The 26,117-nt window shown below is 70.2% G+C and carries 23 protein-coding genes and 1 pseudogene; 14 read left to right on the top strand and 10 right to left on the bottom strand.

Annotated elements, in window-relative coordinates; genetic code table 11:
• Positions 1–39 precede the first annotated feature (39 nt).
• On the bottom strand, positions 40–1,491 hold the full coding sequence (locus OG379_RS04915) for a PucR family transcriptional regulator (protein WP_393756699.1): 1,452 nt from the start codon (positions 1,489–1,491) through the stop codon (positions 40–42).
• Between the two features lie 103 nt (positions 1,492–1,594).
• Between OG379_RS04915 and OG379_RS04910 the strand changes: the two genes are divergently transcribed.
• Entirely contained in the window at positions 1,595–3,130 is a 1,536-nt protein-coding gene (locus tag OG379_RS04910; protein WP_405659678.1) for a purine-cytosine permease family protein, read from the top strand.
• Positions 3,131–3,231: 101 nt separating this feature from the next.
• Positions 3,232–4,671 carry a gamma-aminobutyraldehyde dehydrogenase gene (locus tag OG379_RS04905; protein WP_405659677.1) on the top strand — a complete coding sequence of 480 codons (1,440 nt, stop codon included), beginning with the start codon at positions 3,232–3,234 and terminating at the stop codon, positions 4,669–4,671.
• A gap of 79 nt (positions 4,672–4,750) precedes the next feature.
• Here OG379_RS04905 and OG379_RS04900 read toward each other — a convergent pair whose 3' ends face one another.
• Entirely contained in the window at positions 4,751–5,119 is a 369-nt protein-coding gene (locus OG379_RS04900; protein ID WP_405659674.1) for a hypothetical protein, read from the bottom strand.
• 171 nt (positions 5,120–5,290) lie between these two features.
• Between OG379_RS04900 and OG379_RS04895 the strand changes: the two genes are divergently transcribed.
• From OG379_RS04895 to OG379_RS04880, 4 genes are all read left to right on the top strand, one after another.
• On the top strand, positions 5,291–5,761 hold the full coding sequence (locus tag OG379_RS04895; RefSeq protein ID WP_405659672.1) for an HIT family protein: 471 nt from the start codon (positions 5,291–5,293) through the stop codon (positions 5,759–5,761).
• A 72-nt stretch (positions 5,762–5,833) separates the two neighbouring features.
• Positions 5,834–6,490, top strand: coding sequence for a maleylpyruvate isomerase N-terminal domain-containing protein (locus tag OG379_RS04890; RefSeq protein WP_405659670.1), 657 nt, complete (start codon positions 5,834–5,836; stop codon positions 6,488–6,490).
• Between the two features lie 59 nt (positions 6,491–6,549).
• On the top strand, positions 6,550–6,720 hold the full coding sequence (locus OG379_RS04885; RefSeq protein WP_405659668.1) for an AAA family ATPase: 171 nt from the start codon (positions 6,550–6,552) through the stop codon (positions 6,718–6,720).
• Positions 6,721–7,055: 335 nt separating this feature from the next.
• Positions 7,056–7,574: a hypothetical protein gene (locus OG379_RS04880; RefSeq protein WP_405659666.1), complete on the top strand. Its 519-nt coding sequence runs from the start codon at positions 7,056–7,058 to the stop codon at positions 7,572–7,574.
• Positions 7,575–7,610: 36 nt separating this feature from the next.
• On the opposite strand, the gene OG379_RS04875 is transcribed toward OG379_RS04880, so the two are convergent.
• The 4 genes from OG379_RS04875 to malX all read right to left on the bottom strand — a co-directional run bounded on the left by OG379_RS04875 (position 7,611) and on the right by malX (position 13,722).
• Positions 7,611–10,343, bottom strand: a complete 2,733-nt coding sequence (locus OG379_RS04875) for an FUSC family protein (RefSeq protein ID WP_405659663.1) — start codon at positions 10,341–10,343, stop codon at positions 7,611–7,613.
• Entirely contained in the window at positions 10,340–10,810 is a 471-nt protein-coding gene (locus tag OG379_RS04870; RefSeq protein WP_405659661.1) for a MarR family winged helix-turn-helix transcriptional regulator, read from the bottom strand. The genes OG379_RS04875 and OG379_RS04870 overlap by 4 nt, the downstream gene beginning before the upstream one ends.
• A gap of 120 nt (positions 10,811–10,930) precedes the next feature.
• Entirely contained in the window at positions 10,931–12,118 is a 1,188-nt protein-coding gene (locus tag OG379_RS04865) for a MalY/PatB family protein (RefSeq protein WP_405659658.1), read from the bottom strand.
• 2 nt (positions 12,119–12,120) lie between these two features.
• Entirely contained in the window at positions 12,121–13,722 is a 1,602-nt protein-coding gene (gene malX / locus OG379_RS04860; protein ID WP_405659655.1) for a maltose/glucose-specific PTS transporter subunit IIBC, read from the bottom strand.
• 400 nt (positions 13,723–14,122) lie between these two features.
• Here malX and OG379_RS04855 point away from each other — a divergent pair, with 400 nt between their 5' ends.
• Positions 14,123–14,200 (top strand): 50S ribosomal protein bL37, encoded by a 78-nt coding sequence (locus tag OG379_RS04855; RefSeq protein WP_371604899.1) that lies wholly within the window; start codon positions 14,123–14,125, stop codon positions 14,198–14,200.
• A gap of 458 nt (positions 14,201–14,658) precedes the next feature.
• Positions 14,659–15,195 carry a hypothetical protein gene (locus OG379_RS04850; RefSeq protein WP_405659652.1) on the top strand — a complete coding sequence of 179 codons (537 nt, stop codon included), beginning with the start codon at positions 14,659–14,661 and terminating at the stop codon, positions 15,193–15,195.
• 53 nt (positions 15,196–15,248) lie between these two features.
• Here OG379_RS04850 and OG379_RS04845 read toward each other — a convergent pair whose 3' ends face one another.
• Positions 15,249–15,956: a DUF2470 domain-containing protein gene (locus OG379_RS04845; RefSeq protein WP_405659650.1), complete on the bottom strand. Its 708-nt coding sequence runs from the start codon at positions 15,954–15,956 to the stop codon at positions 15,249–15,251.
• A 178-nt stretch (positions 15,957–16,134) separates the two neighbouring features.
• Here OG379_RS04845 and OG379_RS04840 point away from each other — a divergent pair.
• Positions 16,135–16,358 (top strand): annotated as a pseudogene (locus OG379_RS04840) (30S ribosomal protein S14); the annotation flags it as partial.
• Positions 16,359–16,410: 52 nt separating this feature from the next.
• On the opposite strand, the gene OG379_RS04835 reads toward OG379_RS04840, so the two are convergent.
• Positions 16,411–17,463 (bottom strand): hypothetical protein, encoded by a 1,053-nt coding sequence (locus OG379_RS04835; protein WP_405659648.1) that lies wholly within the window; start codon positions 17,461–17,463, stop codon positions 16,411–16,413.
• 58 nt (positions 17,464–17,521) lie between these two features.
• Between OG379_RS04835 and OG379_RS04830 the strand changes: the two genes are divergently transcribed.
• The 3 genes from OG379_RS04830 to OG379_RS04820 all read left to right on the top strand — a co-directional run bounded on the left by OG379_RS04830 (position 17,522) and on the right by OG379_RS04820 (position 23,535).
• On the top strand, positions 17,522–18,127 hold the full coding sequence (locus OG379_RS04830; protein WP_405659646.1) for a TetR/AcrR family transcriptional regulator: 606 nt from the start codon (positions 17,522–17,524) through the stop codon (positions 18,125–18,127).
• A gap of 313 nt (positions 18,128–18,440) precedes the next feature.
• Positions 18,441–21,830 (top strand): CARDB domain-containing protein, encoded by a 3,390-nt coding sequence (locus OG379_RS04825; RefSeq protein WP_405659644.1) that lies wholly within the window; start codon positions 18,441–18,443, stop codon positions 21,828–21,830.
• A 238-nt stretch (positions 21,831–22,068) separates the two neighbouring features.
• Complete coding sequence (locus tag OG379_RS04820) at positions 22,069–23,535, top strand: arabinose isomerase (RefSeq protein WP_405659641.1); 1,467 nt, start codon at positions 22,069–22,071, stop codon at positions 23,533–23,535.
• 203 nt (positions 23,536–23,738) lie between these two features.
• On the opposite strand, the gene OG379_RS04815 is transcribed toward OG379_RS04820, so the two are convergent.
• Both OG379_RS04815 and OG379_RS04810 read right to left on the bottom strand, forming a co-directional pair.
• Positions 23,739–24,323: a GNAT family N-acetyltransferase gene (locus OG379_RS04815; protein WP_405659639.1), complete on the bottom strand. Its 585-nt coding sequence runs from the start codon at positions 24,321–24,323 to the stop codon at positions 23,739–23,741.
• A 96-nt stretch (positions 24,324–24,419) separates the two neighbouring features.
• Positions 24,420–24,791, bottom strand: coding sequence for a winged helix-turn-helix transcriptional regulator (locus OG379_RS04810; RefSeq protein WP_405659637.1), 372 nt, complete (start codon positions 24,789–24,791; stop codon positions 24,420–24,422).
• Positions 24,792–24,874: 83 nt separating this feature from the next.
• On the opposite strand from OG379_RS04810, the gene OG379_RS04805 reads away from it, so the two are divergent.
• Together OG379_RS04805 and OG379_RS04800 are read left to right on the top strand one after the other, a co-directional pair.
• Positions 24,875–25,780, top strand: coding sequence for an NAD(P)-dependent oxidoreductase (locus tag OG379_RS04805; RefSeq protein WP_405659636.1), 906 nt, complete (start codon positions 24,875–24,877; stop codon positions 25,778–25,780).
• A 186-nt stretch (positions 25,781–25,966) separates the two neighbouring features.
• On the top strand, positions 25,967–26,098 hold the full coding sequence (locus tag OG379_RS04800) for a hypothetical protein (RefSeq protein WP_393756663.1): 132 nt from the start codon (positions 25,967–25,969) through the stop codon (positions 26,096–26,098).
• The last annotated feature ends 19 nt before the right edge of the window (positions 26,099–26,117 follow it).

Below are 26,117 nucleotides of genomic sequence, written 5' to 3'. Positions count from 1 at the left end.
ATTTCAGGCCCGGAGAAATCACGGGAGACAGAACCGGTGTCAGTCGGTGAGACCCAGCGCGCCCGCCGCCTGGATCGCCAGCCAGACCTCGGCCAGCGCGCCCGTCGATGTCAGATCTCGTTGTGAGAGAGCACCGAAGCGGCGCAGCCGGTACGCAAGGGTGTTCGGGTGGATGTGCAGCGCCGCCGCGGCCGTCTCCGTACGGCGGTCGCGCTCCATCCAGGTGCGGGCCGAGACCAGCAGATGCGAGTCGTGGGCCTCGTCGTACCGCAGGACCTCGCCGAGCACATGCTCGACCAGGGCGGTCAGGACAGCGGGGTCGTCGGGCAGCCACCGGCCCGTCGAGTCGTCGCCGTACCGGACGACCGGGCGGCCCGACTCCACGGCCTTCGAGACGGCCCAGAGCGCCTCGCGCTCGGCGACCTTCAGCGCGACGCCCGGCGCGAAAGGACGGCTCATCCCGGCCGCCACGGCCGGCAGCCCACCGACGGCCTCCGCCAGGTCCGGCGCTCCCAGGACGTAGCGGTCCTCGCCCCAGGTGAGCAGCAGATGAGGGTGACCCTCCAGGCAGCTCAGCAGCGCCTCGTCAGTGGCGCGGCGGACCACGAACAGCACGGCGTCGCCCTCGATCGCATGCCGGGCGAGCCGACGGCGGGCCGCTTCCGGGTCGAGGACCTCCTGCAACAGCTCGGCCAGGGTCTCCGCCCCCTCGCGGCGCAGCACCTCGCGCTCGTTGCGCACCATGGCCAGCCGCAGCGCCGCCACCGTGGCGATGTGCTGGACCACGGCGAGGCCCGCCGGCTGGGCGCCCTGGCGCTCGTACGCGACGAGGAAGCCCGCCGGCCCGCCGGGCGCGGGCACCGGGATGACGAAGCCGCCGGGCATCGTGGGCGGGGCGTCGACGGACGCGGGCAGGACACCGGGGTCCGGGGTGGGGACGCCCGGCAGGAGCGGGCGGCCCTGCGGCGTGCAGAGGTAGATGTCGTAGCCCGACAGGCCTTCGAGACGGCGCAGGAGCGCCGGGGTGTCGAGGTCCTCGGCGACCAGCCAGCGCAGGGAGCCGAAGACCTGGAGCTGCGCCCCCAGCCGGTGCCGGGCGTCCTCCTGGACCGAAGCCGCGATCTCCTGGGCGACAGCGATGAAGGGGACGGCGAGCGGGACTTCGAGGACCGGGAAGCCGCGTTCCTCGGCTGCCTCGAAGAGCGCGTCGTGGAGGGGCGGCATGTGCAGCTGGGCCGAGAGCGCGAGAGCGGATACACCCGCGTCGTCCAGCCGCTCCAGATAGGCGCGTTGCCCGGCCGCACTGCGGGGGACCGCCAGACCGGCCGTCATGATCACCTCGGCGCCCAGCAGCCAGGGCGTCGGGTCGGCGAGCTCGCTGGCGTGCGCCCACGACACGGACCGGCCCAGGCCGCCGCTGCCGGCCTTCACCGAGAGCTGGAGCGCCGGGAAGGAGAGCAGATCCTCGACGGTGAGTTTGTTGCCGGCCACAGTCGGCAGCCTACATCTTTGTGCTGAACACAGTTGTCGCTGATCATCTGCGGGCCACAGACTGCTGGGACGCCCCGACGCATGAACGGAAGGTGGAGCGTCCGTGACGACCTCGATCACCGAAATCGAGACCTATGGTGTCGAGCGGATCCCGGACGAGGACCGCACGGCCCGCCCGGTCGATCTGTTCCGGCTCGCCTTCGGCGGTGCCAACACCTTCGCGACCTGTGTGCTGGGCGCCTTCCCGATCCTCTTCGGCCTCTCCTTCTGGCAGGGCCTCGCCGCGACCGTTCTCGGCCTCGTCGCGGGTGCGCTGCTGCTCGCCCCGATGGCGTTGTTCGGACCGGCCAACGGCACCAACAACGCCGTCTCCTCCTCCGCGCACCTGGGCGTACACGGCAGGGTCGTCGGCTCGTTCCTCTCCCTGCTCACGGCGATCGCCTTCTTCTCGATCTCGGTGTGGTCCTCGGGGGACGCACTCGTCGGAGGCGCGCACCGTCTCGTCGACCTCCCCGAATCGGATCTCACGTACGGCGTCGCGTACGCGGTCTTCGCCGGACTCGTGCTGGTCGTCTGCGTCTACGGCTTCCGTTTCATGCTGCTGGTCAACAAGATCGCGGTGCTGGCCGCGTCGTCCCTCTTCGTCCTCGGCGCGTTCGCCTTCGCCGGAGACTTCGACCCCGGTTACGCGGGAGCCTTCGCCTCGACCGCAGACCCACTGTTCTGGCCGTCGTTCATCGGCGCCGCGCTGATCGTGCTCTCCAACCCGGTCTCCTTCGGCGCGTTCCTCGGCGACTGGTCCCGCTACATACCGGCCGGGGCCCCGCGCCGCCGGGTGATGGGGGCCGCCTTCCTCGCCCAGATCGCCACCCTGCTGCCGTTCCTCTTCGGCCTGGCCACCGCGTCGATCATCGCGTCGAAGGCCGCGAAGTACGTCGACCCCGCGGCCCCCAACTACGTGGGCGGGCTGCTCGCGATCTCGCCCGGCTGGTACTTCCTGCCGCTCTGCCTGATCGCGCTGATCGGCGGCCTCTCCACCGGTACGACGGCCCTCTACGGCACGGGCCTCGACTTCTCCAGCGTCTTCACGCGCTTCAGCCGCGTCCAGGCCACCTTCTTCATCGGCGTCCTGTCCATCGCGTTCATCTTCGTCGGCCGCTTCGCGCTCAATCTCGCGCAGTCCATCTCCACCTTCGCGACGCTGATCATCACCTGTACCGCACCGTGGATGATCGTGATGGCGCTGGGCTACGTCACTCGCCGCGGCTGGTACGACGCCGAGGCGCTCCAGGTCTTCAACCGCCGTCAGCGCGGCGGCCGTTACTGGTTCACGCACGGCTGGAACTGGCGTGGCCTGTCCACCTGGCTCGTCTCGGCCGTCGTGGCGCTCCTCTTCACCAACCTGCCCGGCCAGTTCGTCGGCTCGCTCGGTGACCTCGCCAACGGCACGGACATCTCCCTGCCGGTGGGCCTCGCCCTCGCCACCGTCCTTTACCTCGCACTGCTCGCCCTGTTCCCCGAACCGCGTGCCGTGTACGGACCGGACGGACCCCGCTTCGTCCGGGCCTCGGACTCCCCGGTGCCTCCGATCACCGGCGGCGCGGAGGGCCCCGCCACCGAACCCGCAACGGCCCACTGACTCCTCCGCCGGACGCGCCCCCGTCCTCGCCCGCGCCGAGGACGGCCGCCGTCCACGCACACCTTTCCGCCCGCACCACCGCCTGACCGGGAGAGACCTCCATGAGCACCACGTTCCGCAACTACATCGACGGTGCGTTCGCCGACGCCTCGGACGGCCGTACGCTCGATGTGGTGGACCCCACCACGGGCGACGTCTACGCGACTTCCCCCCTCTCGGGGGCGGCCGACGTCGACGCGGCGATGGCGGCCGCGGCCGCCGCGTTCCCCGTCTGGCGCGACACCACACCGTCCGTGCGCCAGCGCGCGCTGCTGAAGATCGCCGACGCGATGGAGGCACGGGCGGACGACCTGGTCGCCGCGGAGAGCCGGGACACCGGCAAGCCGCTCCACCTCACGGGCAGCGAGGAAGTCGCCCCCGCCATCGACCAGGTGCGCTTCTTCGCGGGTGCCGCCCGGCTGCTCGAAGGCCGTTCGGCCGGCGAGTACATGGAGGGCCTCACCTCCATCATCCGCCGTGAGCCGGTGGGCGTCTGCGCCCAGGTCGCGCCCTGGAACTACCCCCTGCTGATGGCGGTGTGGAAGTTCGCGCCCGCGCTCGCCGCGGGCAACGCGGTGGTCCTCAAGCCCTCGGACACCACCCCGGCGTCCACGGTGCTGATGGCTGAGATCATCGGCGGTGTCCTGACAGAGCTGGAGCTCCCCACCGGAATCTTCAACGTGGTCTGCGGTGACCGTGACACCGGCCGGCTGATGGTGGAGCACCCGACCCCGGCGATGGCCTCCATCACCGGCTCGGTGCGGGCCGGCATCCAGGTCGCCGAGAGCGCGTCCAAGGACGTCAAGCGTGTCCACCTGGAGCTGGGCGGCAAGGCTCCCGCCGTGATCTTCGAGGACGCCGACCTGGCGAAGGCGGTCGAGGACCTGGTGGTCGGCGGCTTCTTCAACGCCGGTCAGGACTGCACGGCCGCCACCCGCGTCCTCGTCCACGAGTCCGTCCACGACGAGTTCGTCACCGCCCTCGCCAAGGCGGCGGCCGACACGAGGACCGGGCTCCCGGACGACGAGGACGTGCTGTACGGGCCCCTCAACAACGCGGGTCAGCTCGCCCAGGTCAGCGGGTTCATCGAGCGCCTGCCCGAGCACGCCAGGATCGAGGCGGGCGGCCACCGGGTCGGCGACAAGGGCTACTTCTACGCCCCGACGGTCGTCTCGGGCCTCCGCCAGGACGACGAGATCGTCCAGCAGGAGGTCTTCGGACCGGTCATGACCGTCCAGTCGTTCACGGACGAGGCCCAGGCCGTCGAGTACGCCAACGGCGTGGATTACGCCCTGGCCTCCTCGGTGTGGACCAAGGACCACGCGCGGGCGATGCGGATGTCGAAGAAGCTCGACTTCGGCTGTGTCTGGATCAACACCCACATGGCACTCGTCGCCGAGATGCCGCACGGCGGGTTCAAGAAGTCCGGCTACGGCAAGGACCTCTCCGCGTACGGCTTCGAGGACTACACCCGGATCAAGCACGTCATGACGTCGCTCTGACATCCGGGAGCCTGCCGCCCGGAACGGTACGACCGAGCCGGGCGGCAGGACGGGGGCCCGGAGCGCAGGCTCTTCCCCCTCACTCCCGGATCCACCGCCTCAGCGCATCGACCGTGGTCTCGGGCGACGTGTTGAAGCACAGCCGGATCCCGGGCGCCGCCTCGGCCAGGACGTTGACCAGCCGCTCGAACAGCAGGGTGTTCTCCGGCGCCATGCGTATGCCACCGCCGATCATCGCCAAACCGAACGCATGTTCCTGGAGACGCTTCCGGACGGTCGCCTCGGCGCGGTCCGGAGAGGTGTCGATCAGGCACGGGACGGCATCGAACCCCGCCGCACGCAGCGCCGTGTTCCCGGCCGCGATCCGGGCGGTGAGCGCTGCCTCGTCGAGACCGTCGGGCATCCGGGTGTGGTCGAGCGCACTCGGATGCAGTCCGATGGACAGCACCTTCGTGTTCCTCGGCAGGGGTGTTGACGTCGTCGGCCGTCCCATGGGCGGTGCCCTCTCTGCTCGCGTCGCGGTGAACTCGCCCTCGTGTCACGTAAGTACACATCAACCTCGTCCCCATGTGCCCGAACACCCGCCCGGCGGCACGGGGTGGTTCTACCATCGGGGTCCATGAGGGCTCCCGACTGCTACGCGTGCGGCAGAGAAGCACAGTTCGGCGAACTCCCACCACGCGAGCGCGTCGCGTCCGACGAGCACTGGCGGGTGGCCCACGCCTTCGACACGGCACTGCCCGGCTGGCTGGTGCTCCTGCCCCGCCGTCATGTCACCGCCGTCCACGACCTCACAGACGCCGAGGCAGCCGCCCTGGGGACATGGCAGGTCAGGCTCTCCCGGGCTCTCCGGAGCGTGACCGGCTGCGCCAAGACCTACGTCGTCCAGTTCGCCGAAGCCGAAGGTTTCGCCCACGCGCACTTCCACATCGTGCCGCGCATGACGGACCTGCCTCCCGAGCAACGAGGGCCGGGCGTCTTCCGGCTGCTCGGCCGACCGGAGCCCGAGCGGGTAACGGCTGACCGGGCTGACGACTTGGCCCGCTCCCTCCGAGCCCGGCTGGAGGAGGGCCCGCGGGAGCCACAGTGAGGCCGGGGGCGGCCGCGCCCGGACCGTGAGCGTCCTTGCAGGCCCTCGCGGCAGCGCACTAGCGTTGCCGGTGTGAATCTCTTCTCACGCTCGTGGGCGGCATTGCGCACGGTGGTCGCCGAACTCCCGGACGAGGACTTCTCACAGCCGTCCGGCTGCGCCGGGTGGCTCGTGCGGGACCTGGTGTGCCATCTGGTCATCGACGCCCAGGACGTCCTGATCACCCTCGCGACTCCGGCCGCTACGGAGCCGACCCGGGACGCGGTCAGCTACTGGGAGATCACCGGGACTCCGCCGAGCGGCGACGATCCGCTCGACGCGCTGACCGTGAGGCTGGCCGCCGCGTACGAGCAGCCCTCGCTGCTGAAGTTCCACCTGGACGACGTGGGATCCGCGGCCGGCCGTGCCGCCGGACTCGCCGCCCCCGGCCTCCGGGTCGGCACCCGCGGGGAGGTCATGAGCGTGGGCGACTACCTCACCACGTACGTCCTGGAGTGGACGCTGCACCACCTCGATCTCGCCGCGCACCTCCCCGATGTCCCGGAAGCACCCGCGGAAGGCCTCGCCCGCTCCCGTCAGTTGCTGGAGGAGATCGCCGGTAGCGCCTTCCCCGCCTCCCTCTCCGACAAGGACGCGCTGCTGGTCGGCACCGGACGGCGTCCCCCGACCGACGCGGAGAAGGCCGACCTGGGCGAACTCGCCGCGAGACTCCCGTTCGTCCTCGGCTGACCATACGGCCGCCCGCCCGGACAGCACTCGACGGCAGCACTCGATGACAGCACGGGAGCATGCTCATCGTCATCGGTGGACTGCCCGGAACCGGAAAGACCACGCTCGCGCGACTCCTCGCCTCACGGATCGGTGCGGTCCACCTGCGGATCGACACCATCGAGCAGGCGTGCGTCCACTCGGGCCCGGCCCCGCGCCCCCGGACCGGGACGAGCACCGGCACCGGGTGACCTCGCAGTCCGTCGACATCCCCGGCCTGAACCGCCCGATTGGCAGCAGGTCCTCGACCACGACCACGAGCCGTGGAACGGGGACCACATCGTCGTCGACACCGCGGGGGAGCGGCCGCAGGAGTCGTTGGACTCACTCCTGCGTCACCTCACCGCCTGCGGGCAGTAGGCGGCCCGAGGCGTGACACCCGCCGCGGCGGTCTCGTGGTTCCGGGTTCCGGACCGCCGGCAGGGCATGCTGGTGGCCGTGGCCACGGCGCTTCCCGTGGGCCTGCCGCGGTGCCGGACCAGGGACGCGCGACGTCCGCCGTCCCGTGACGTACGAGGGAAACCACATGGCGGACGACCGGCTGTCAGGACTGCCGCCCGAGCAGGCCGCGGGTGCGTCGGCGGACCGGCTCAAGGAGCGTATCTACGCGACGATCACGATGATCGCCGTGGTGGTCGGCCTGTCCCTGGGCGAAGCCGGCACCACAGGCGCCCTGGCCACGGTGCTGACGACCGCTCTGGGGCTGTGGCTCGCGGCCTTCGTCGCCGACCAGCAGGCGCACCGCACGGTCCACCGTCACCTCGCGACGGGCCACGACCTGCGGCGCATGCTGTACGTCAGCAGCCCGCTGCTGTCCTGCGCGGTCGGCCCGGCTGTGATGATCACCCTCGCGGCGTTGGACGTCCTGTCCCTGTCCGCCGCCCTGACGACGGCCGCCGGAGTGGGCATCGCCTCACTCTTCGCCTGGGGGTGCGCGGGAGGGCTGCGCATGGGAGGCGGTGTTCTGCCGGCCGTGCTGGCGGGTCTGGCCGACGCGGTGATCGGTGTCGCGGTCGCGCTGGTGAAGGCGGCCGCCGGGCACTGACGGGGCGGAGACGGCGCGGGCGCGCCTTCGCGCTCGCTACAGCCGCATGTCGTGGCCGATTCGGCCGGTCTCCCGCGATTCCGGCACGTACAGGAACTCCGCGTGCGGGGCGTGGGACGTCGCCGACACGATGAGCGTGTGACTCCCCGCCCGGAGCCCGTCGACGAGGTACCGGCCCGACCGCACCGGCCCTGCCGCGACCCGCTTCCCCCGTGCGTCGATCACGGTGATCCATCCCGCACACCCCGCTGGATGCGCTGCGCACCGGACGGTGCCCGCGACGGTCACTCCGGCTGTCTCCGTGTCGGTCACCGGGCCCGGCCCCGGGGCCGTCCGAGGTGCGTCAGTGGCCGTGGCGGTGCGAGTGGCGTTCCCCGGAGCGACCGCTGCCCGTGTCGCCGGCCGCAGGGACCACTCCGCCACGAGCGCCCGAGTACGGCGTTCCATCGGTGAACCCGCCGTGGTCCCGGGAGCGTTGTCGTGCACGGCGAGCCCGCACCGCTCCGCGTAGCCGGCGAGCGTCTCGTCGAGTGCGGAGAGCTCCCGCAGCGTCGTGCGGATGCGCGACGCCCGTGGTCCGGGCGGTGCCTTGTCCAGGTCCGCCCTCAACTCCCGTACCAGTGGGCCCACCCGCTGCCAGCCCCCCTCGGGCTCACCGGTCGTCAGCGAGCGGTCGAGGGCACGCAGTGAACAGCTCAGCGTCGTGGTGATGCGGGCGAACCGTTCGGCCGGCCCCGGGGCCAGGTCGATGTCGATGTCCGCAGCCGCCGCGAGGGCGCGGGCATGGCCCGTCGCCGTGGTGAGCAGCGCGGTGCGGTTGTCCGCGTCACGCCCCCGCAGACCGCGTGGCATCCGGACCAGCGGACGGGCCAGGCTCAGGACCTCGAACAGGGCGGAGTCCACCCCGCGGGCGGCTCCACGGAGCCGTACGGGGGCATCGGGGTCCTCCCAGCGCAGGGCGAGCTGGGAGACGAGGGTGTCGACGGCGGACACGTAGCCGCGCTCCGCCTCCCGCGTGATCCTGCGGCTCGACAACGGGAAGATCAGTGCGGCACACGCGGTGGCGACGAGTATCCCGAGGCCGTTGTCCAGCAGTCGCTCGCCGAGCAGGTGGTCCATCCCGCCGTAGGGCGTCGTCAGTCCGTACAACTGCACCAGCGCGACGACGAGCCCGACGACCCAGAGGGCGTAGGCGCGCTGCATCCCCCAGGCCCCGAGGGTAAGGCCCGCCACGATGACCGTCAGCGTCCCGTAGACGTGGCCGTGGCCCAGGAGATGGAGCAGGGCGATGCCGAGCACGGCGCCGATCACCGTGCCCGCCATACGGTGGCCGAACTTGCGCAGCCGCTCGTGCGTCGTGTTCGTGCCGAAGAGGGTGATCATCACACCGACGAGACCCCAGTAGAAGCGCTGCGGGTCGATCGCGTCGGTGATCGGGCAGACGATGGCGGCGGCCACCCCCGCGTGCAGTGGTGCGCGTACGAAGGGGACGGCGCGCCGCCAGCTCTTCTCCGTGCGCGCGGCGAGCACGCGCTGTGTCGCGCCCGCCGACCCGGCGGGGCGGTTGCGCTCCAGGGCCACGGTCGGCTGGAAGGGGACCTGCGCAGGGGATTCCGGGGAGTTCCAGCCCAGCGCGAGCCAGCGGGAGAGCGATCCGGCCAGCGAGTCGAGGAGATGGGCCACGCGACGGGCGAGCTCGACGGTCTGCGCCCGGCTGTCGCCCGTGTCGGGGTGCTCGCGCACGCGGTCGGCCTGGCGGCGGATGCGTTCGGCGGCCGGACGCAGGCCCTGCGCGCTGCCGAGGGGCGTGTCCCGTGCGATGACGAGGCCGACGGCCATCGCCTCGCGCAGGTGCGGCGGTACGTCGAGGCGGGCCAGGTCCTGCACGGCCCGGCCGATACCGCGCAGGGCCAGCTCGGCGTCAAAGAGGTGGCGGTGCAGCAGTTCGGCCATGCCGGGGTCCGCGGCGACCTCCGGCTGGGCGAGCCGGCCGTCGATGGTGACGGTGGTGACGTTGAGGTGGTGCAGGGCACGTGCCATGCGGCGCACGGCCCGCTCCTGGTCGGCGTCGGGGTCCAGCGTCTCGATGGCCGCGTCGGCCACCCGGCGTGCCTCCACGACGAAGGCGCGCTGGGTGCGCAGCAGGTCCTCGCGCGGCATCGGACAGCAGAACAGCAGCCGTGTCAGGAGCACCGCACCGGCGGAGACCAGGGCGACGGCGAACGCCTTGCCCCACATGGCGGAGGGGATGTCCGCCATCATGCCGACCATCAGGCCGTTGAACAGCATCATGCCCGTGAGCAGCGACAGCTGTCCGAAGCGGGCGAGGAAGAAGGTCAGGGCAAGCGCCGCGACCATCAGGCTGATCTCCAGGCCGCGGTCGTCGTGCAGCTCGGTGGCCGCCCACAGGACGGCGGCGTACGGGAACGGCATCCACAGGATGGCGCGGGTGAGCCGCTGCCAGGTGTTCTCGGCGACGGCGAAGGCGCTCATCAGGCCCATCATCCCGCCGACGATCATGCCGATCATGGCCGGGACGTCCAGGGCCCGGGCCATCCCGTAGCCGACCGCGAGCGAGGTCACCATCGCGACGAGGGTGCGCCAGCCCGCCTGGAGCTGCCCCAGGCCGGGGTCCGCCGCGAGAATCCAGTCCCAGCGCCGCCGTGGGCCGCCCACCCGGTGCGGTGCGACGGCGGGGGCGCGGGTGGGCGGTGCGGAGGGCGCGAGTTCCGACGCCGTGTCCGACGGCGCGGTACCTGGGCTGATCAACTGGGCTCCGAATCCATCGCGTCGAGCAGGGTGGTGAGGGCGTTCCGGGCGGCGCCCACGGCGCGCTCGGAGTCGTCGACGCCCGCGTCGAGGCCTCGCAGGAGCGCCGCGGCCATCCGCCGGCGCCCCCGGTCGAGCAGGTCCCCTCCGGCAGGGGTCAGGGAGGCCTCCACGACGCGTCGGTCGGTGGCGCGGCGTTCGCGCGTGGCCAGGCCGCGCTCCTCGACGCTCTGCAGAACCACTGTCACGCGCGGCTGGGACATGCCCGTGTACGCGGCAAGAGCGGTCACCCGCCGCGGGCCGTCCTCCAGTGCGTCGAGTACGGCCACCTGGCTGCGGCTGAGCCCGAAGTCCCCGGTGCGGAAGAGCGTCTGCGAGAGCCGTCCGATGCCTCTGAGGAGGCCCCGGGCAGCGCTTTCGATGCGCTGCTCGTCGGTGAGGCCTGCCGGGGATGACGATTGATGCATATAGCAATTATATAGATGTCAAGAGTTGGTGCGGAACCATGTGCGGGCAAAATGCCCGGCCTCGTCCGGCAGTCCGCTGCCCCGCCCCGGTGGGTCGGACCTCACCGGGGCGGGTGCCGGTCACCCGCGCGCCCGCGTGAGCCGGCGCAGCGCGCGCGCCAGTGCCTCGACGCCCGTGACCGCCTTGGACCGGGGGCATCCGACGTTGAGCCGGACCCACCCCGGGGCGCCGTACGCCGTTCCCGGCATGATGGCCACCTTCTCCACCTCGACGAGTTCGCGTTGCAGCGCCTCGTCGTCGACGCCGAGCGGCCGCAGGTCGATCCAGGCGAGGTATCCCGCCTCCGGGGGCTCCCAGCCGAGCTGCGGGAACTCCCCGCGGAGGCGGTCGGCGACCATCGCGAGGTTTCCGGCGAGGTACGTACGCAAGGCGTCCAGCCAGGGTGCTCCCTCCCTGTACGCGGCGATGTGCCCGACCAGTGACAGCACGGCGGGGGAGGAGAGGCCGTCGGCCTCCTTGAGCTGCCGCAGATACGCGTCGCGCGACGCGGGGTCGCCGATGATCCCGTAACTCCCTGTCAAAGCAGGGATGTTGAATGATTTCGACGCCGAGGTGATCACCGCCCACCGGCCCTCGCCCCCGAGTCCGGACCAGGGGCGGTGAACGTGCGGGGGATGGGCCAGGTCGCCGTGGATCTCGTCGCTGATGACGGCCACTCCGTGCTCCGCGCACAGCCGCGCCATCCAATCCAGCTCGTCGGCGGACCAGACCTTGCCCGTCGGGTTGTGCGGCGAGCACAGGAGCAGCACGGCCGTGTCGGGCAACGCCAGGAGCCGCTCCAGCTCCGCCCGGTCGTCGAGCGGACACTCCCGGAGCTGCCGCCCGTGGGCCGCCACGGTCTTGGGGAACGCGTCGTACATGGGGGTGTGGGCGACCACGCCGTCCCCGGGGCGCGACCACAGCCGGAGCAGCTGTGACAGCTGGTAGACGACGGACGGCGCGTAGACGATCGACGCGGGGTCGACGGCCGTCGCGTGCCGCGTCGCGTACCAGTGGACGATCGCGGAGAGGAAGTCGTCCTGCCGCCACCGCGAGTAACCCAGCACGGCGTGGTCCAGCCGGCCGTGGAGTGCGGCCATGATCTCCGGGGCGGTCTCGAAGTCCATGTCGGAAATCGTGAACGGCAGCAGGTCCGGCACGCCGAAACGGTCCTCGACGTAGTCCCACTGTGTGCACCAGGTGCCGTGCCGGTCCACGACGGTGCCGAAGCCGTACGGATCCTGCGACGCGGGGGAGGGGGAAGCCATGGTCAGCCCACCGGGATCATGGTGGCGATGGCGTCCTTCACCGACTGGACCTGCGGCCCGATGATGACCTGCACGTTGTGGCCGTCGAGCTTGATCACGCCTACGGCGCCGAGCTTCTTCAGCCGCGCCTCGTCCACCTGCGCCGCGTCCCCCACCGTCATGCGCAGGCGGGTGATGCAGTTGTCCAGGGACCGGATGTTGCCGGCGCCGCCGATCGCGTCGAGGATGGCGACGGCGTCGTACTTGCCCGCGACCAGCTCGCGCGCGGGCTGCTCCGCCGAGTCCGGAGCGACGGGCTCGCCGTCCTTCTCGTCCTGTTCCTCCTCGCGCCCGGGGGTCTTGAGGTCGAAGCGGTTGATCGCCCAGCGGAACAGGAAGTAGTAGACGGCGAACCACACCGCCGCGATCACCGGCACCAGGTACCACTTGGTGGTCGATCCCTGGAGGACGCCGAAGACCAGCCAGTCGATGACGTTGCCGTCCGTGTTGCCGATGAAGACGCCGAGCAGGGCAGCCGTGAGGAAGCCGAGCCCCACCAGGACAGCGTGGATGGCGTACAGCCACGGCGCGACGAACAGGAACAGGAACTCCAGCGGCTCCGTGATGCCGCCGACCACGCAGGCCACCACGCCGGACACGAGGAGCGCCTTGATCTCCGGGCGCATCTTCCTGTGCGCGCAGTGGTACATCGCGAGCGCGGCGCCCGGCAGGCCGCCGAGGTAGGACGCCATCTTGCCCTGGGAGAGGAAGTGCGTCGCGTCCGTGACTGCGGCACTCGGCGCGCCCGCGCAGTCGAGGTGCGCGTAGAACATGTTCAGGGCACCGGAGACGTTGTCCCCGCACACGGCTCCCGAACCGCCGACGTCGGTGAACCGGAACATGGCCACCAGGATGTGGTGCAGACCGATGGGGCGCAGCAGCACCTCTCCCATGCCGAAGAAGAACGGCCCGAAGACACCGGTGTGCCCGATGCCGCGGCCCACCGCGGTGATCCAGCCGTTGAAGGCCGGCCACACCAGGGGGATGAGCAGACCGAGGACGCTCAGGACGAGAGCGGAGATGATCGGGACGAAGCGCAGACCACCGAAGAAGGCCAGTGCGTCAGGCATCCGCTGCGTACGAAAGCGCTGGTGGAGGAGGCTGACAACGATGCCAACGGCCACGGCTCCGAGGAGTCCCGTATCGATGGACTGCACACCGAGCACATCGGCTATGCCGTAGTGCTCGACGGCGGCGTCGTCCTCGAAGTCGACACCCTTGGCGGTGAGGTAGAAGTTCACCGCGAGATTCATGGCCGCGAAGCCGACGAAACCCGAGAACGCCGCCACGCCCTTGTCCTCGCGGGCGAGGCCGAGGGGAATCGCCATCGCGAAGAGGACGGGCAGGAAGGTGAAGGCCACCAGACCCGTGTTGGCCATCCAGGTGAAGACGAGGTGGAAGCCCTCTGCCTTCAGGAAGGGCAGATTGTCGGTGACGGCCTCGCTGGAGAGTGAGGAGCCGATGCCCAGCATGATGCCGCAGAACGCGAGCAGGGCCACGGGGAGCATGAACGTCTTGCCGAGCCCCTGGAGGAATTCCCAGAGTGCGGCTTTGGTCTTCTGCATGTGTACGGAACTTTCGAGCCTGGGGGGACGGACCCGGGCGCTCGCCGTGGCGATGGACCCACGGGTGATCGAGCGTCGGTGGATATGGACGAGGGGCCCGGGCCGCCTTCGCGCGAACGCACCTGAGGATCGCCCGGTGAGCAGCGCCAGACGGGGCCGTTCCGCCGCACGGATCACATCACAGCGGGTCGACGGCTGTCCATGGAGGCCGGAGCGTCGGCCGAACCGGACGCGGAGGGCCCGACGGGCAGTGAACCGGCTGTCGCGCGCCGTGACGTACGCCACCTGTCCGGATCACGATCGGGTGTTTGCCGACGTGTCGGTGGGTAAGGGGCTCATTGGCCGCCGGATCCGACAATCCGGTGGATAGTGTGCGAAAACTATTGATCCAGGAGGTTCGATGTCCTCGAAGCGACGTCGCAAGAAGAAGGCCCGCCGCAAGAACGGCGCGAACCACGGCAGCCGTCCGCAGACCTGAGGACGCGCAGACATGACCGGGGGGTGGCACATGCCACCCCCCGGACGCGTTCCTGACGGAACCTGGGGCGACCTCGACGGCGACGGGCACCTCGATCCGAGGCTCCGGGTCGGCCCAGCTCAGGCCCCTCGAAAACGAGCAAGCAGCTCTTCCCCGCGGCTGAGGGGCGTCCGCCGGGCCGGACCGTGGTGTCAGACGGCTGCCACCTTTGTCCTGAATCCCATCGCGAGTTCCCCCTCGGTAGTTCGCCGGCACCGGTGCGGGCGGGCACTCGGAAGGACCCTGCAACTATCCAGGGTGCGGAGGCGGAGGGCCGGACCGGGCTGCCTCGCCTCGCCTCGTGCCGCTGTCCCGGCTGCCGTCACGGGAAACCATCTCTGAACGCGGCGTTCGACGGACCGCCTCATGCCCACCCACCTACAATCGCCCTTCTACGTCACTGCTTCGGGGGGAGGAGCATGGGGTACGAGAGCGATGGACGTCCGCTGCTCCTGCTCGATGTGGACGGCCCTTTGAACCCCTACGCCGCCCCGCCGCACAAGCGTCCTGCCGGCTACGGCACGCACCGCATGCGCCCGACCGGGTGGGAGAACCCGTGGGACAAGCCCTTGCGGGTCTGGCTCAACCACGACCACGGGAAAGACCTCTTGGCGTTGCCCTACGAGCTCGTGTGGGCCACGACGTGGAAGAACGAGGCGAACGACTGGATCGGCCCACACCTCGGGCTGCCCACACTCCCCTTCGTCGACTGGCCGTCCACGACGCCGCAGAGCCACCGACTGCACTGGAAGACACGGGCGTTGGTCGAGTACGCACAGGGCCGGCCGTTCGCCTGGGTGGACGACGAGCTGGGTCCTGAAGACCGCGCATGGGTCCAGGAGCACCACGATGCTCCAGCGCTCCTGCACCGGGTGGACCCACGCCTGGGCCTCCTGGCGGAGGACTTCAGCGCACTGTCGAAGTGGGCAGCGGGGCTGGAGCAGGCTGCTGCGTGATGGAATCGGCGCACCCCGACGCGGTCCCCGTCCGGTCTCTCGTCCGCCCGAGGTCAGGTCAGCAGCTGGTTCCGGTGGGACGCGCGACGCGCGGCCGCCAGCAGGGCGTGGATCTGAGGACCGGCCTGGTCGAGCCGGGCCACGGGCTTCGCGAACGGCAGGCGCACATCGCGGTGGGTGCCCGGGTACTCCAGACGCAGGGTCACGCCGTAGCGGTCCATCGCCAGCGGGAGGACGCGCGTCGCGCCCTTCGCCGGCTGCGGCTGCACCAGGCGAAGGAGGAGGGGGACGAGTTCGCCGTGATCGTCCACGAGGTGGGTCAGCATCCCGGCCTCGCTCGTGGCGATCGGATCGGGGTCGGTGTCCTGCAGTGTGTCCAGCGTGACGAACGTGCGGCCCCTGTGGTCCTCGAAGACCGCCTGGCCGAACTCCATGCAGGTGCTCTCCGCGGCGTCTGTGGTGTACGGGGTCGCCAGCAGGCCGGTCACCGTGACACGGGCGCGCGTGCGGTCCCGTACGGGCGTGGGCGCGATGTCGGTGAACTCCAGCCGGACGGGGACGCGTGGCCCCGGGTGGGGGGAGCCGGCCTCCGACGGTTCGTGCAGGTGGATGTGGCCCATCGCGGCCGTACCGTCGAGGCGGTGCACCTCGACGGGGTCGAGCCCGTCGCTCACCACTGTCATCGAATGAGCCGCGGTCAGGATGGACAGCACGCGTTCGGCGGGGGTGGGCTGGTTGGCGCGGGAGTTGAAAGGACGCATCCAAGTTCTCCAGAGGAGCGGGCGGGGAGACCTCATTGCAGTTACTTAGGTATGCCTAACCTAACCCATGATTCGGGGTTCGGGTAGCGGCGCCGCGTCCCCAGCCACGCCGCATTGACCGGAAAGCGGCGCGGTGGCCGGTCACTTACTTCCGCAGCAGTTCCGTGTCCTTCGAAGTAAAGGGATCATCCGTGAACCGTGGGCGGCGGAGGCGGCCCGGAGAGTGGCCGTCGAGGAGCCGCGGCGCCGGCCGCGTGACGCCAGTGCCACGCGCGTCCGCAACGGGGGCGGCGTGGATGGACGGCCCCGTGGGCACCTGCGGAAGTTCGGGCTGTCCCGGGTCCGGATGCGGGAGCAGGCGCACGCCGGATCTCTGCCGGGGTGACCTGGTCGTCGTGGTGACGCCTGCTCCCTGAACCGTGGCGGGTGGCGCCGTGCAACCCGCCACAGGCGTCTACTTCGGGGCCGGGGCGACGGCGCCCGATGTGGCGAGGGCTTCGTAGTGGCCTGCGAGCGCGTGGAACGCTTCCTTCGGTTCCCAGCGCATGTCGGGATAGGCGCGTGAGGACGCGGGGACGCCGTGGTCCTCCTGGAGCAGCTTGACGATGCTGTAGGAGGCCATGTCCAGGTCCGGGCCGCCGACCGGTCGGTGGGGTGCGCGGCCGTCGGCGAAGCTGAACCAGAAGACGGAGTCGACGCCCTCCTCCTCGAAGACGGGCATGAGTTCGTCCATGTAGCGAACCTGTTCGCCTTCGTCGCGCACCAGGTCGGACTTGAGTGTGACGCCGTCCGGCTCCATGGCCACGTACCATCCGGCGCCGCCGTAGTCGCCGGCCCCGCGGAAGGTGCAGCAGCCGACCTCCAGGATCGCCACCGGTTTGCCGTGGGCGAACTCCCGGCGCAGGTCGTCGCGGTAGGTGGCGGCGTTGCGCAGGCCGCGGAAAGCGTCGAGGCCGACGATGTCGAACGGGCTCCAGTCCACGCCGTCCAAGGGGTTGGAGGCGTAGGTGACAGGTCCGCCGAAGACGGGCCGCACGGCGTCGACGACCTCACCGAGGAAGGCGTTGACCCGGTCGGGGATGCCCTGGAGGGCGGACTCCCGGTCGGGACCGGCGAGGACCGGGATGCGGGCCGCGAAGGTGTCGCCGGGCAGGTACCCCTGGGCGAACAGGCTCAGCTCGCAGCCCGTGACGAGGACGACGTCCGCGCCGTCGAGGCGCAGCCGCTCGGCCCGCTCGGCGCAGTCGACGAAGTACGGCAGCATCTGCTCGTTCGTCATCTCGCAGGGGAAGGGCGAGTACCAGACCTGGAGTCCCGCGGCCGCCGCGTACCGTGCCGCCACGTCGATGCGGTCGGGGTCGTCGCCGATGACGCGGATCGCGTTGCAGTGCAGGTCCTCGCTGATGACGCGTATCTCCCGCTCGACGACACGGGGGTCGAAGGACGGCCTGGAGTGTTTGCCGAGGACGTACATGCCGGTGTCGTAGTGGATTCCTCTGCCGCGCATTCCGACGCCTCCAATAAGAGTCGCTGTGTATCTTACGGTTTCGCTTAAGATACACGACGTGTCTAAAGAGCCTGCGCGCAAGCGTCGCCGAGGGGTCGAGCTGGAAGCGGCGCTCCTCGACGCGACTTGGGACGAGCTGACCGCCGCCGGCTACGAACAGCTGACCTACGAAGCGGTCGCGGGCCGCGCCGGCACCAGCCGCGCCGTCCTCTACCGCCGCTGGCCGACGAAACGGGAACTCGTCCTTGCCGCCCTGCGCAGCAAGGCGCCGCCCGTCCCGGACGAGCCGCCGGACACGGGAAATCTGCGCGGTGACGTGCTCGCCCTGCTCCGCTTCGTCGTCGGGCAGACGGCCGGTCTGGCCCATGTGCGACAGGCGCTCGCCGCGGAGCAGGGGCAGGACACGGAGCTGTCCGCGTATCTGACCTCGCGTAACCGCAGCCCTGGAGGCGACTGGATGCGTACGGTCCTGGAGCGTGCCGCCCGCCGCGGTGAGATCGATCCCGGGGTTCCGCTTCCCGACCGGTTGGTCGCGCTCCCGGTGGTCCTGGTCCTCCATGACCTCCTCATGGCCCGCCGCACCCCGTCCGAGGCCGACCTGGAGGAAGTCGTGGACCTGCTGTTCCTCCCCCTCGTCGCGCTCCGGCGGGACCGGCACGCCTGAGAGCCTGCCGCCCGGAAGTTCCGGGGGAGCGGCCCCCGGTGTGAGGACCGTTGACAAAAGTGCGGCCTGCTAGAAACCTGTCACCTCGACACCGCAAAATATTGACTGGTTCGCTCAAAAACCTAGGCAATGCGCGCGAGTTTCCGGCAGGTGGCCTGCTCCCTCTCCTGTCGGCGTCCCTGATCGCCCCCTCGTCGGTGTGCCGGCAGCCCGCACCTGCCCGTCCTCGACCGCCGATGCCGTACGCATCGCGCGGTCGGTGAGGCGTCACCGTGCCCTCCCGGTCCCGCAGCCGCACGGAACAGAGGACAGCATGAGATGGAAGCAATTCGGACGGCGGTTCGTCATCGGCGCGGTGGCAGCCGCACTGATGACCGTCGGACTCCTGCCCGTCGTCGCCACGGCGGCCGACCGGAGCCCCGACCTGGCCCTCGGTAAGCAGGTGACGACCAGTGGGTCGCACGGCGCCTACCCCGCGTCGAACGTCACCGACGGCAGCCAGCAGACGTACTGGGAGAGCTCCGGCACCTTCCCGCAGTGGATCCGGATCGACCTCGGCAGCTCCTTCGACGTCGACCAGGTGGTGCTGAAGCTGCCGGCCACCTGGGAGGCCCGGACCCAGACACTCGGCGTCCAGGGCAGCACGGACGGGAGCAGCTTCAGCACCCTGTCGGCATCGGCCGCCCGCGAGTTCACCCCGGCGGCGGGCAACACCGTCACCGTCGGCTTCACCGCGAAGCAGGTGCGGTACATCCGGGTCCAGGTGACCGCCAACACCGGCTGGAACGCCGCACAGCTCTCCCAGGTCGAGGTCCACGGCGAGGAAGGCTCCGGTCCGCTTCCCGTCGACGGCTCCAACCTGGCGCTGAACAAGCCGATCGAGGCGTCGTCGTCCACGCAGACCTATGTGGCGGCCAACGCCAATGACGACAAGCTCGGTACGTACTGGGAGGCGAACGGCCACCCCTCGACGCTGACGGTGAAACTCGGCGCCGACGCGGACATCCAGGCCGTCGTCGTCAAGCTCTCCCCGGACCAGGCGTGGGCAACCCGGACGCAGAGTCTTCAGGTGCTCGGCCGCGCCCAGTCGGCCACCGGCTTCACCTCGCTGAAGGACCGCGCCGACCACGTGTTCAACCCCTCGGGGAACCAGAACACGGTGACCATCCCGGTCAGCGGCAGGTATGCGGACGTGCAGCTCAAGTTCTTCGCCAACACCGGCGCCCCCGGGGCCCAGGTCGCCGAGATCCAGGTCGCCGGCACCGCGGCTCCCAACCCCGACCTGACCGTCACCGGGCTGACCTGGTCACCCGCCACGCCGTCCGAGACGGACGACGTCACCGTGAACGCCACCGTGCGCAACACGGGCACGTCCGCCGCCGCCGCGACGGCCGTCGACGTGAGCCTGGCAGGGGTGGTCGTCGGCAGCGCGGCGGTGAACGGTCTCGCCGCCGGAGCCTCGGCCACCGTGCCGGTCGACGTGGGCAGGCAGCCGATGGGCACGTACAGCGTCTCGGCCGTGGTCGATCCCACCGACACCGTCGTCGAGCAGGACAACAGCAACAACAGCCTCACCGCCTCGTCGAAGCTGGTCGTCGGCCAGAGCCCCGGCCCCGACCTGGAGGTGCTCGGCATCACCTCCAGCCCGTCGAATCCCGCTGTGGGCGCAGCCGTCAGCTTCACCGTGTCTCTCCACAACCGTGGTACGACTGCCGTGAGTTCGTCCACGGTGACCCGTCTCCTGGTGGAGAGCACCACACTGAACGGGACGACAGGGTCGGTTCCCGCCGGATCCACCGTCACCGTGCCCATCAACGGGAGCTGGACCGCCAGGAGCGGCGGGGCCAACCTCACCGCCACCGCGGACGCGACGGGTGTGGTCACCGAGACCGACGAGAACAACAACGTCTTCTCGCGCGCCATCGTGGTCGGCCGCGGCGCCGCGGTCCCGTACACCGAGTACGAGGCCGAACAGGGTGCGTACAAGGGCACGTTGCTGAAGTCCGACCAGAAGCGCACCTTCGGCCACACCAACTTCGCCACGGAGTCCTCGGGCCGTGAGTCCGTGCGGCTGAACACCACCGGTGAGTACGTCGAGGTCACCTCGACCGTGCCGACGAACTCGATCGTGGTCCGCAACTCCATCCCCGACGCCCCCGGCGGCGGCGGGACCGAGGCGACGATCAGCCTGTACGCCGACGGCACCTTCGCCCGGAAGCTGACCCTCTCCTCCAAGCACAGCTGGCTCTACGGCGACACCGACAGTCCGGAGGGTCTGACCAACCAGCCGCAGGCGGACGCCCGCAGGCTCTTCGACGAGTCCAACGCCCTGCTCGGCCGGACCTACCCCGCCGGGACGAAGTTCCGCCTCCAGCGGGACGCGGGCGACACGGCGTCCTTCTACGTCATCGACCTCGTCGACCTGGAGCAGGTGGCGCCGGCGGCGAGCCAGCCGGCCGGATGCACCTCGATCACCTCCTACGGCGCTGTTCCGAACGACGGGATCGACGACACGGACGCCATTCAGCGGGCGGTGACGGCCGATCAGAACGGAGACATCGACTGCGTGTGGATCCCGCCGGGGCAGTGGCGGCAGGAGCAGAAGATCCTGACCGACGACCCGCTGAACCGGGGGCAGTTCAACCAGGTCGGCATCAGGGACGTCACGATCCGCGGTTCGGGCATGTGGCACTCCCAGCTGTACACACTCACCCAGCCGCAGGACGCGGGCGGTATCAACCACCCGCACGAGGGGAACTTCGGCTTCGACATCGACGACAACACCAAGATCTCGGACCTGGCGATCTTCGGCTCCGGCACCATCCGCGGAGGGGACGGGAACGCCGAGGGCGGAGTGGGACTGAACGGACGCTTCGGCGACGACACCAAGATCACCAACATCTGGCTGGAACACGCGAACGTGGGGGTCTGGGTCGGCCGCGACTACGACAACATCCCGGATCTCTGGGGACCCGGTGACGGCGTCGAGTTCACGGGGATGCGGATACGCAACACCTACGCGGACGGCATCAACCTCGCCAACGGGACGCGCAATTCAACGGTGTTCAACTCCTCCTTCAGGAATACCGGGGACGACTCGCTGGCCGTGTGGTCGAGCAAGTACGTGAAGAACCCGTCGGTGGACGTCGGTCACGACAACCACTTCCGCAACAACACGATCCAGCTGCCGTGGAGGGCCAACGGCATCGCGGTCTACGGCGGTTACGGCAACACCATCGAGAACAACATCATCTCCGACACGATGAACTACCCCGGCATCATGCTGGCGACGGACCACGACCCGCTGCCCTTCTCCGGGGACACACTGATCGCCAACAACGCGCTCCACCGCACGGGCGGGGCGTTCTGGGGGGAGGCCCAGGAGTTCGGCGCGATCACGCTGTTCGCCGCCGGCCAGGACATTCCCGGTGTCACGATCCGCGACACCGACATCCATGACTCGACCTACGACGGGATCCAGTTCAAGTCCGGCGGCGGGTCCGTGCCCGGAGCGAAGATCTCGGACGTCCGCATCGACAACTCCGTCAACGGGTCCGGGATCCTGGCCCACGGAGGCGCACGGGGCAGCGCGACCCTGACCGATGTGACCATCACCGGTTCGGCGGACGGCGACGTCGAGGTCGAACCCGGATCGCAGTTCGTCATCAACGGCAGCGCCGGTACGGCGCCGGCCCGGAAGTAGATCAGCCGGGTCCCCGGACCGCGCGCAGCCCCCGGCCCGCTCGCCATGGCGCGAGCGGGCCGGGGGAGCGACGACCTCGGCTCACGGTGATCCTGTCCACAGAACCTGACCGCGCGCCCCGGAGCGTGCCCTTCGGGCAGCCCTCCCGCCGCTTGATTGATACGTTTCAACCCCTTGTCGGCCTGCGTCACCCGTGCTTAACCTCGCAGCCGTGGAACTTTCAGGAAGGGGCGCTTGAATGGCCGACGACCTTTCCCCCGCCGTGCTCGACGGGGCTCTCACACCGGTGCGGCGGCGCCGTACCCGCGTCGGACTGGTCTCCGGTGGACTCGGTGCGTACTGGCCGCAGTTCCCGGGCCTCCTCGGCCAACTGCAGGACTCGGCGCTGTTCGTCACCCGGCGATTCGAGGGGATGGGCTGCGAGGTGGTCGACGCCGGCTTCATCTCGGACCCGCAGGAAGCCGCCAAGGCGGCCGAGGTGCTGCGCAAGGCCGACTGCGACATCGTCGTCACGTTCCTGACGACGTATCTGACCGCCTCGATGGTGCTGCCGATCGCGCAGCGCACCCACACGCCCGTCCTGGTCATCGACCTCCAGCCGACCGAAGCGATGGACCACCCGAACACCGGTACGGGGCAGTGGCTGGCCTATTGCGGGCAGTGCCCGCTGCCCGAGGTCGCCAACGTCTTCCGGCGCAGCGGCATCCCGTTCCGTTCGGTCTCGGGGCATCTGCACGACGAGAACGCCTGGACCCGGATCGGCAGGTGGATCTCTTCGGCCGGTGTGCGTGGTGCGATGCGTCATGGCCGGCACGGCCTGATGGGACACCTCTACCCGGGGATGCTGGACGTCTCCACGGACATGACCCTGGTGTCCAGCCAGTTCGGCGGGCATGTGGAGGTGCTGGAATTCGACGACCTGCGGGTCAGGGTCGCGGCGGTGACGGACGAGCAGGCCGCCGAACGCGTCGCCCTGGCCCGCCGCGTCTTCACTCTCGACGGCTCGGTCAAGGAGGAGGACCTCGACTGGGCGGCCCGGGTTTCGGTGGGTCTCGACCGCCTGGTGGAGGACTTCGGCCTCGACAGCCTCGCGTACTACCACCGCGGCCTCGACGGCGAGATCCACGAGCGGCTCGGCGCGGGCATGATCCTCGGCGCCTCTCTGCTCACCGCCCGCGGCATACCGGTCGCCGGCGAGTACGAACTCCGCACCAGCCTCGCCATGCTGATCGCCGACACCCTCGGCGCGGGTGGGTCGTTCACCGAGCTCCAGGCCCTCAACTTCCGTGACGGGGTGGTGGAGATGGGACACGACGGACCCGCTCACCTCGCCATCTCGTCCAGGGACCCGCTCCTGCGCGGACTCGGCGTCTACCACGGCAAGCGTGGCTGGGGGGTCAGCGTGGAGTTCGACGTGACGCACGGTCCGGTCACCACCTTCGGCATCGGTCAGGAGGCGGACGGCACCTTCAGCTTCATCGTCTCCGAGGGCGAAGTCGTTCCGGGGCCCCTGCTGGAGATCGGGAACACCACCTCCCGTGTCGACTTCGGCTTCGACCCCGGGGAATGGACGGACGCCTGGTCCTCGACCGGAATCGGGCATCACTGGACCCTCTGCACCGGCCACCGCGCCAAGGACTTCAAGGCCGCGGCGGACCTGCTCGGCATCCCCTTCCGCAGGGTCGACGGCCCCGGCGAGCTGTGAGTGACCGGTGGGGGCTCGCTCGGTTCTACGTGGTGAGTTGCCGCTCCGGGCCGCCGAGGACGCCTCCCCCGCTGGGCGCGTGCCCAGACCTGTCTGCGTAACACCGCGGTCTTCGGCGGCCCCGACGTCGTCCTGGTCGCTGTGTCCCCGGTCTGAATTCACCAACTGCGTCCGGCTGCCTGCGATGTGGAGACCGGACGGGCTCAGTCGCTCCGGATGCGGGCGTGCAGGTGCATGTCGTGCCGGCCGTCGTCGTGCACCGCGGCGCTGCGCCTGGTGCCTTCCAGCAGGTAGCCGGATTTCATGGCGACCCCGCAGGAAGCGGTGTTTCGCGTCGAGTGGTCCAACTCCAGGCGGTGGAAGCCGATCTCGTGCAGGGCCCAGGTAGTGAGCGCGGCGACGGCACCGGAGGCCACGCCGGCGCCACGAGCGGCCGGGAGCACCCAGTACGCGACGTCGGCGACGCCGTCGTCGAGGTCCAGCCCGCGCAGGGCGATCCGGCCGAGCATCTCCCCGCCGTCACGGGTGACCGCCCAGTGGCCTCCCTTCTCACGTCGCCAGTCCCGGCGATGGTCTTCGAACCACTCCCGGACCTGGGCCTCGGTCAGGGGCCGGCGTGTGTGCCAGCGGCGGATCTCCTCGTCGCGATAGGCGGAGAGGAACCCTGGTACGTCGCCCTCTTCCCAGGGGCGTAGCAGCAGGCCCCCGGCAGCGGCGAGGACAGGCTGGGAGGAACCGGCGAGCGAGCCGGAGGCAATGACGGGCTGCGTCGAGAGGGCGCGAGTCATGGGGCCATGATCGGCCGAGGGGGACGCCGCGCGTCAAGGTCGCGGACCCGGTCTTCCGCGAGCCGAAATGCCACGTCCGACCGGCCGGACCGCCGCTCAAGCGTGTGGAGTCTCCACCACGTCGGCCCTGTCGGAGCCTTCGCGGCGCATACGCTCGACGCCCCAGGTGCCCAGCGGTTCGAGCGCCTGGTTGAGCGTGTGTCCGTGCTCGGTCAGGGAGTACTCCACGCGTGGCGGCACCTCGGCGTAGACCTTCCGGTGCACGAGGCCGTCCGCCTCCATCTCACGCAGGTGCTGGGTGAGCATCTTCTCGCTCACTCCCGGCAGTCCGCGGCGGAGCTCGGCGAACCGGCGTACGCGATGGGCGTCGAGCTCCCAGAGGATCAGCCCCTTCCACTTGCCGCTCACCACGTCGAACGCGGCGTCGATGCCGCAGATGTAGGGCCCGCGTCTCGGCGCCTTGGCCATCAGTGGCTCCCTTACTAAAAGGTAAGTACCGCAGAAAATAGTGGGTACTTCCGAGAGTAGTGGTGCTCTCCGAGGATGGGGGGGTGAACGAACAGACCCGTAACACCGGACAAGACGACGCTGTCACCGTGATCGGGCTCGGCCCGATGGGCCGGGCGATGACACGCACCCTCCTCGCCACCGGCCGCCCGGTCACCGTCTGGAACCGCACCCCCGGCCGCGCCGACGGCGTCGTCGCCGACGGGGCGACGCGCGCGGCGACACCGCGCGAGGCCCTCGACGCGAGCGCCCTCGTGATCCTCAGCCTCACCGACTACCGGGCGATGTACGACATCCTCGGTGATGCGACCGGATCGTTGGCCGGCCGGACGCTGGTGAACCTGAGTTCCGACACTCCCGATCGCACACGCGAGGCTGCCGCCTGGGCGGCGGGCCACGGTGCCGCCTTCCTCACCGGCGGGGTCATGACCCCGGCGCCGATGGTCGGCACGGAGGCGTCCTACGTCTACTACAGCGGTCCCGGTGAAGTGATGGAGAGGCACCGGGCGGCATTGGCGCCGCTCGGCGCACCCAGGTATCTGGGCGACGATCCGGGCCTCGCCCAGATGATGTACCAAGCCCAGCTCGCGGTGTTTCTCACCACCCTCTCCGCGCTGATGCACGCCACAGCGATGCTTGGAACCGCCGGGATGAAGGCCGAGGAATCGCTGCCGGAGCTGCTCGCCGCCGCCGGCACGATCGGCGACATCATGAGCGCCGGCGAAGAGCGTCCCGGCGCCGCGCTCGATGCCGGCGAGCATCCCGGCCACCTCAGCACGGTCACCATGATGGGTGCGACGGCCGACCACATCGTCGAGACCAGCACGTCACTCGGACTCGACCTCGCGCTCCCGCTGGCCGTGCAGGCCCACTACCGGCACGCGGTCGAGGACGGGCACGGCAGCGACAACTGGACACGCATCATCGACAGGATCCGGGCACCGCGCTGACCGCACACCCGTGCTTCTTCCCCCTGTCCGAACGCGGGGGACTTTCCGCACTTGCATTCGGTTCGGACAGGGGGGAAAAATTGGGGCAAGGCGGACCGGGGCGGCTCTTCGGAGTCGCCCCGGCCGGCCGGACGGAAGGATCTGTCGTGCACAGGTCCGGCGGTATCGAGATCGTGAGGTGGTCTCATGGGCAAGATGGTTTCCGCGCTCAAGCTGCTGCGAGGGCGGAAGATGGAAGCGGACGGCAAGGCCCTGCAGGACCAGCGGCTGCGGGACGAGGGCCGCCGCCTTCAGGACCAGGTGCACGGCCAGCGGTAGCAGCCCGTCCCCTTTACCC

The organism is Streptomyces sp. NBC_01166, from assembly GCF_045039765.1.
GTDB lineage: Bacteria > Actinomycetota > Actinomycetes > Streptomycetales > Streptomycetaceae > Streptomyces.
This window is presented reverse-complemented; position numbering and strand designations above follow the sequence as displayed.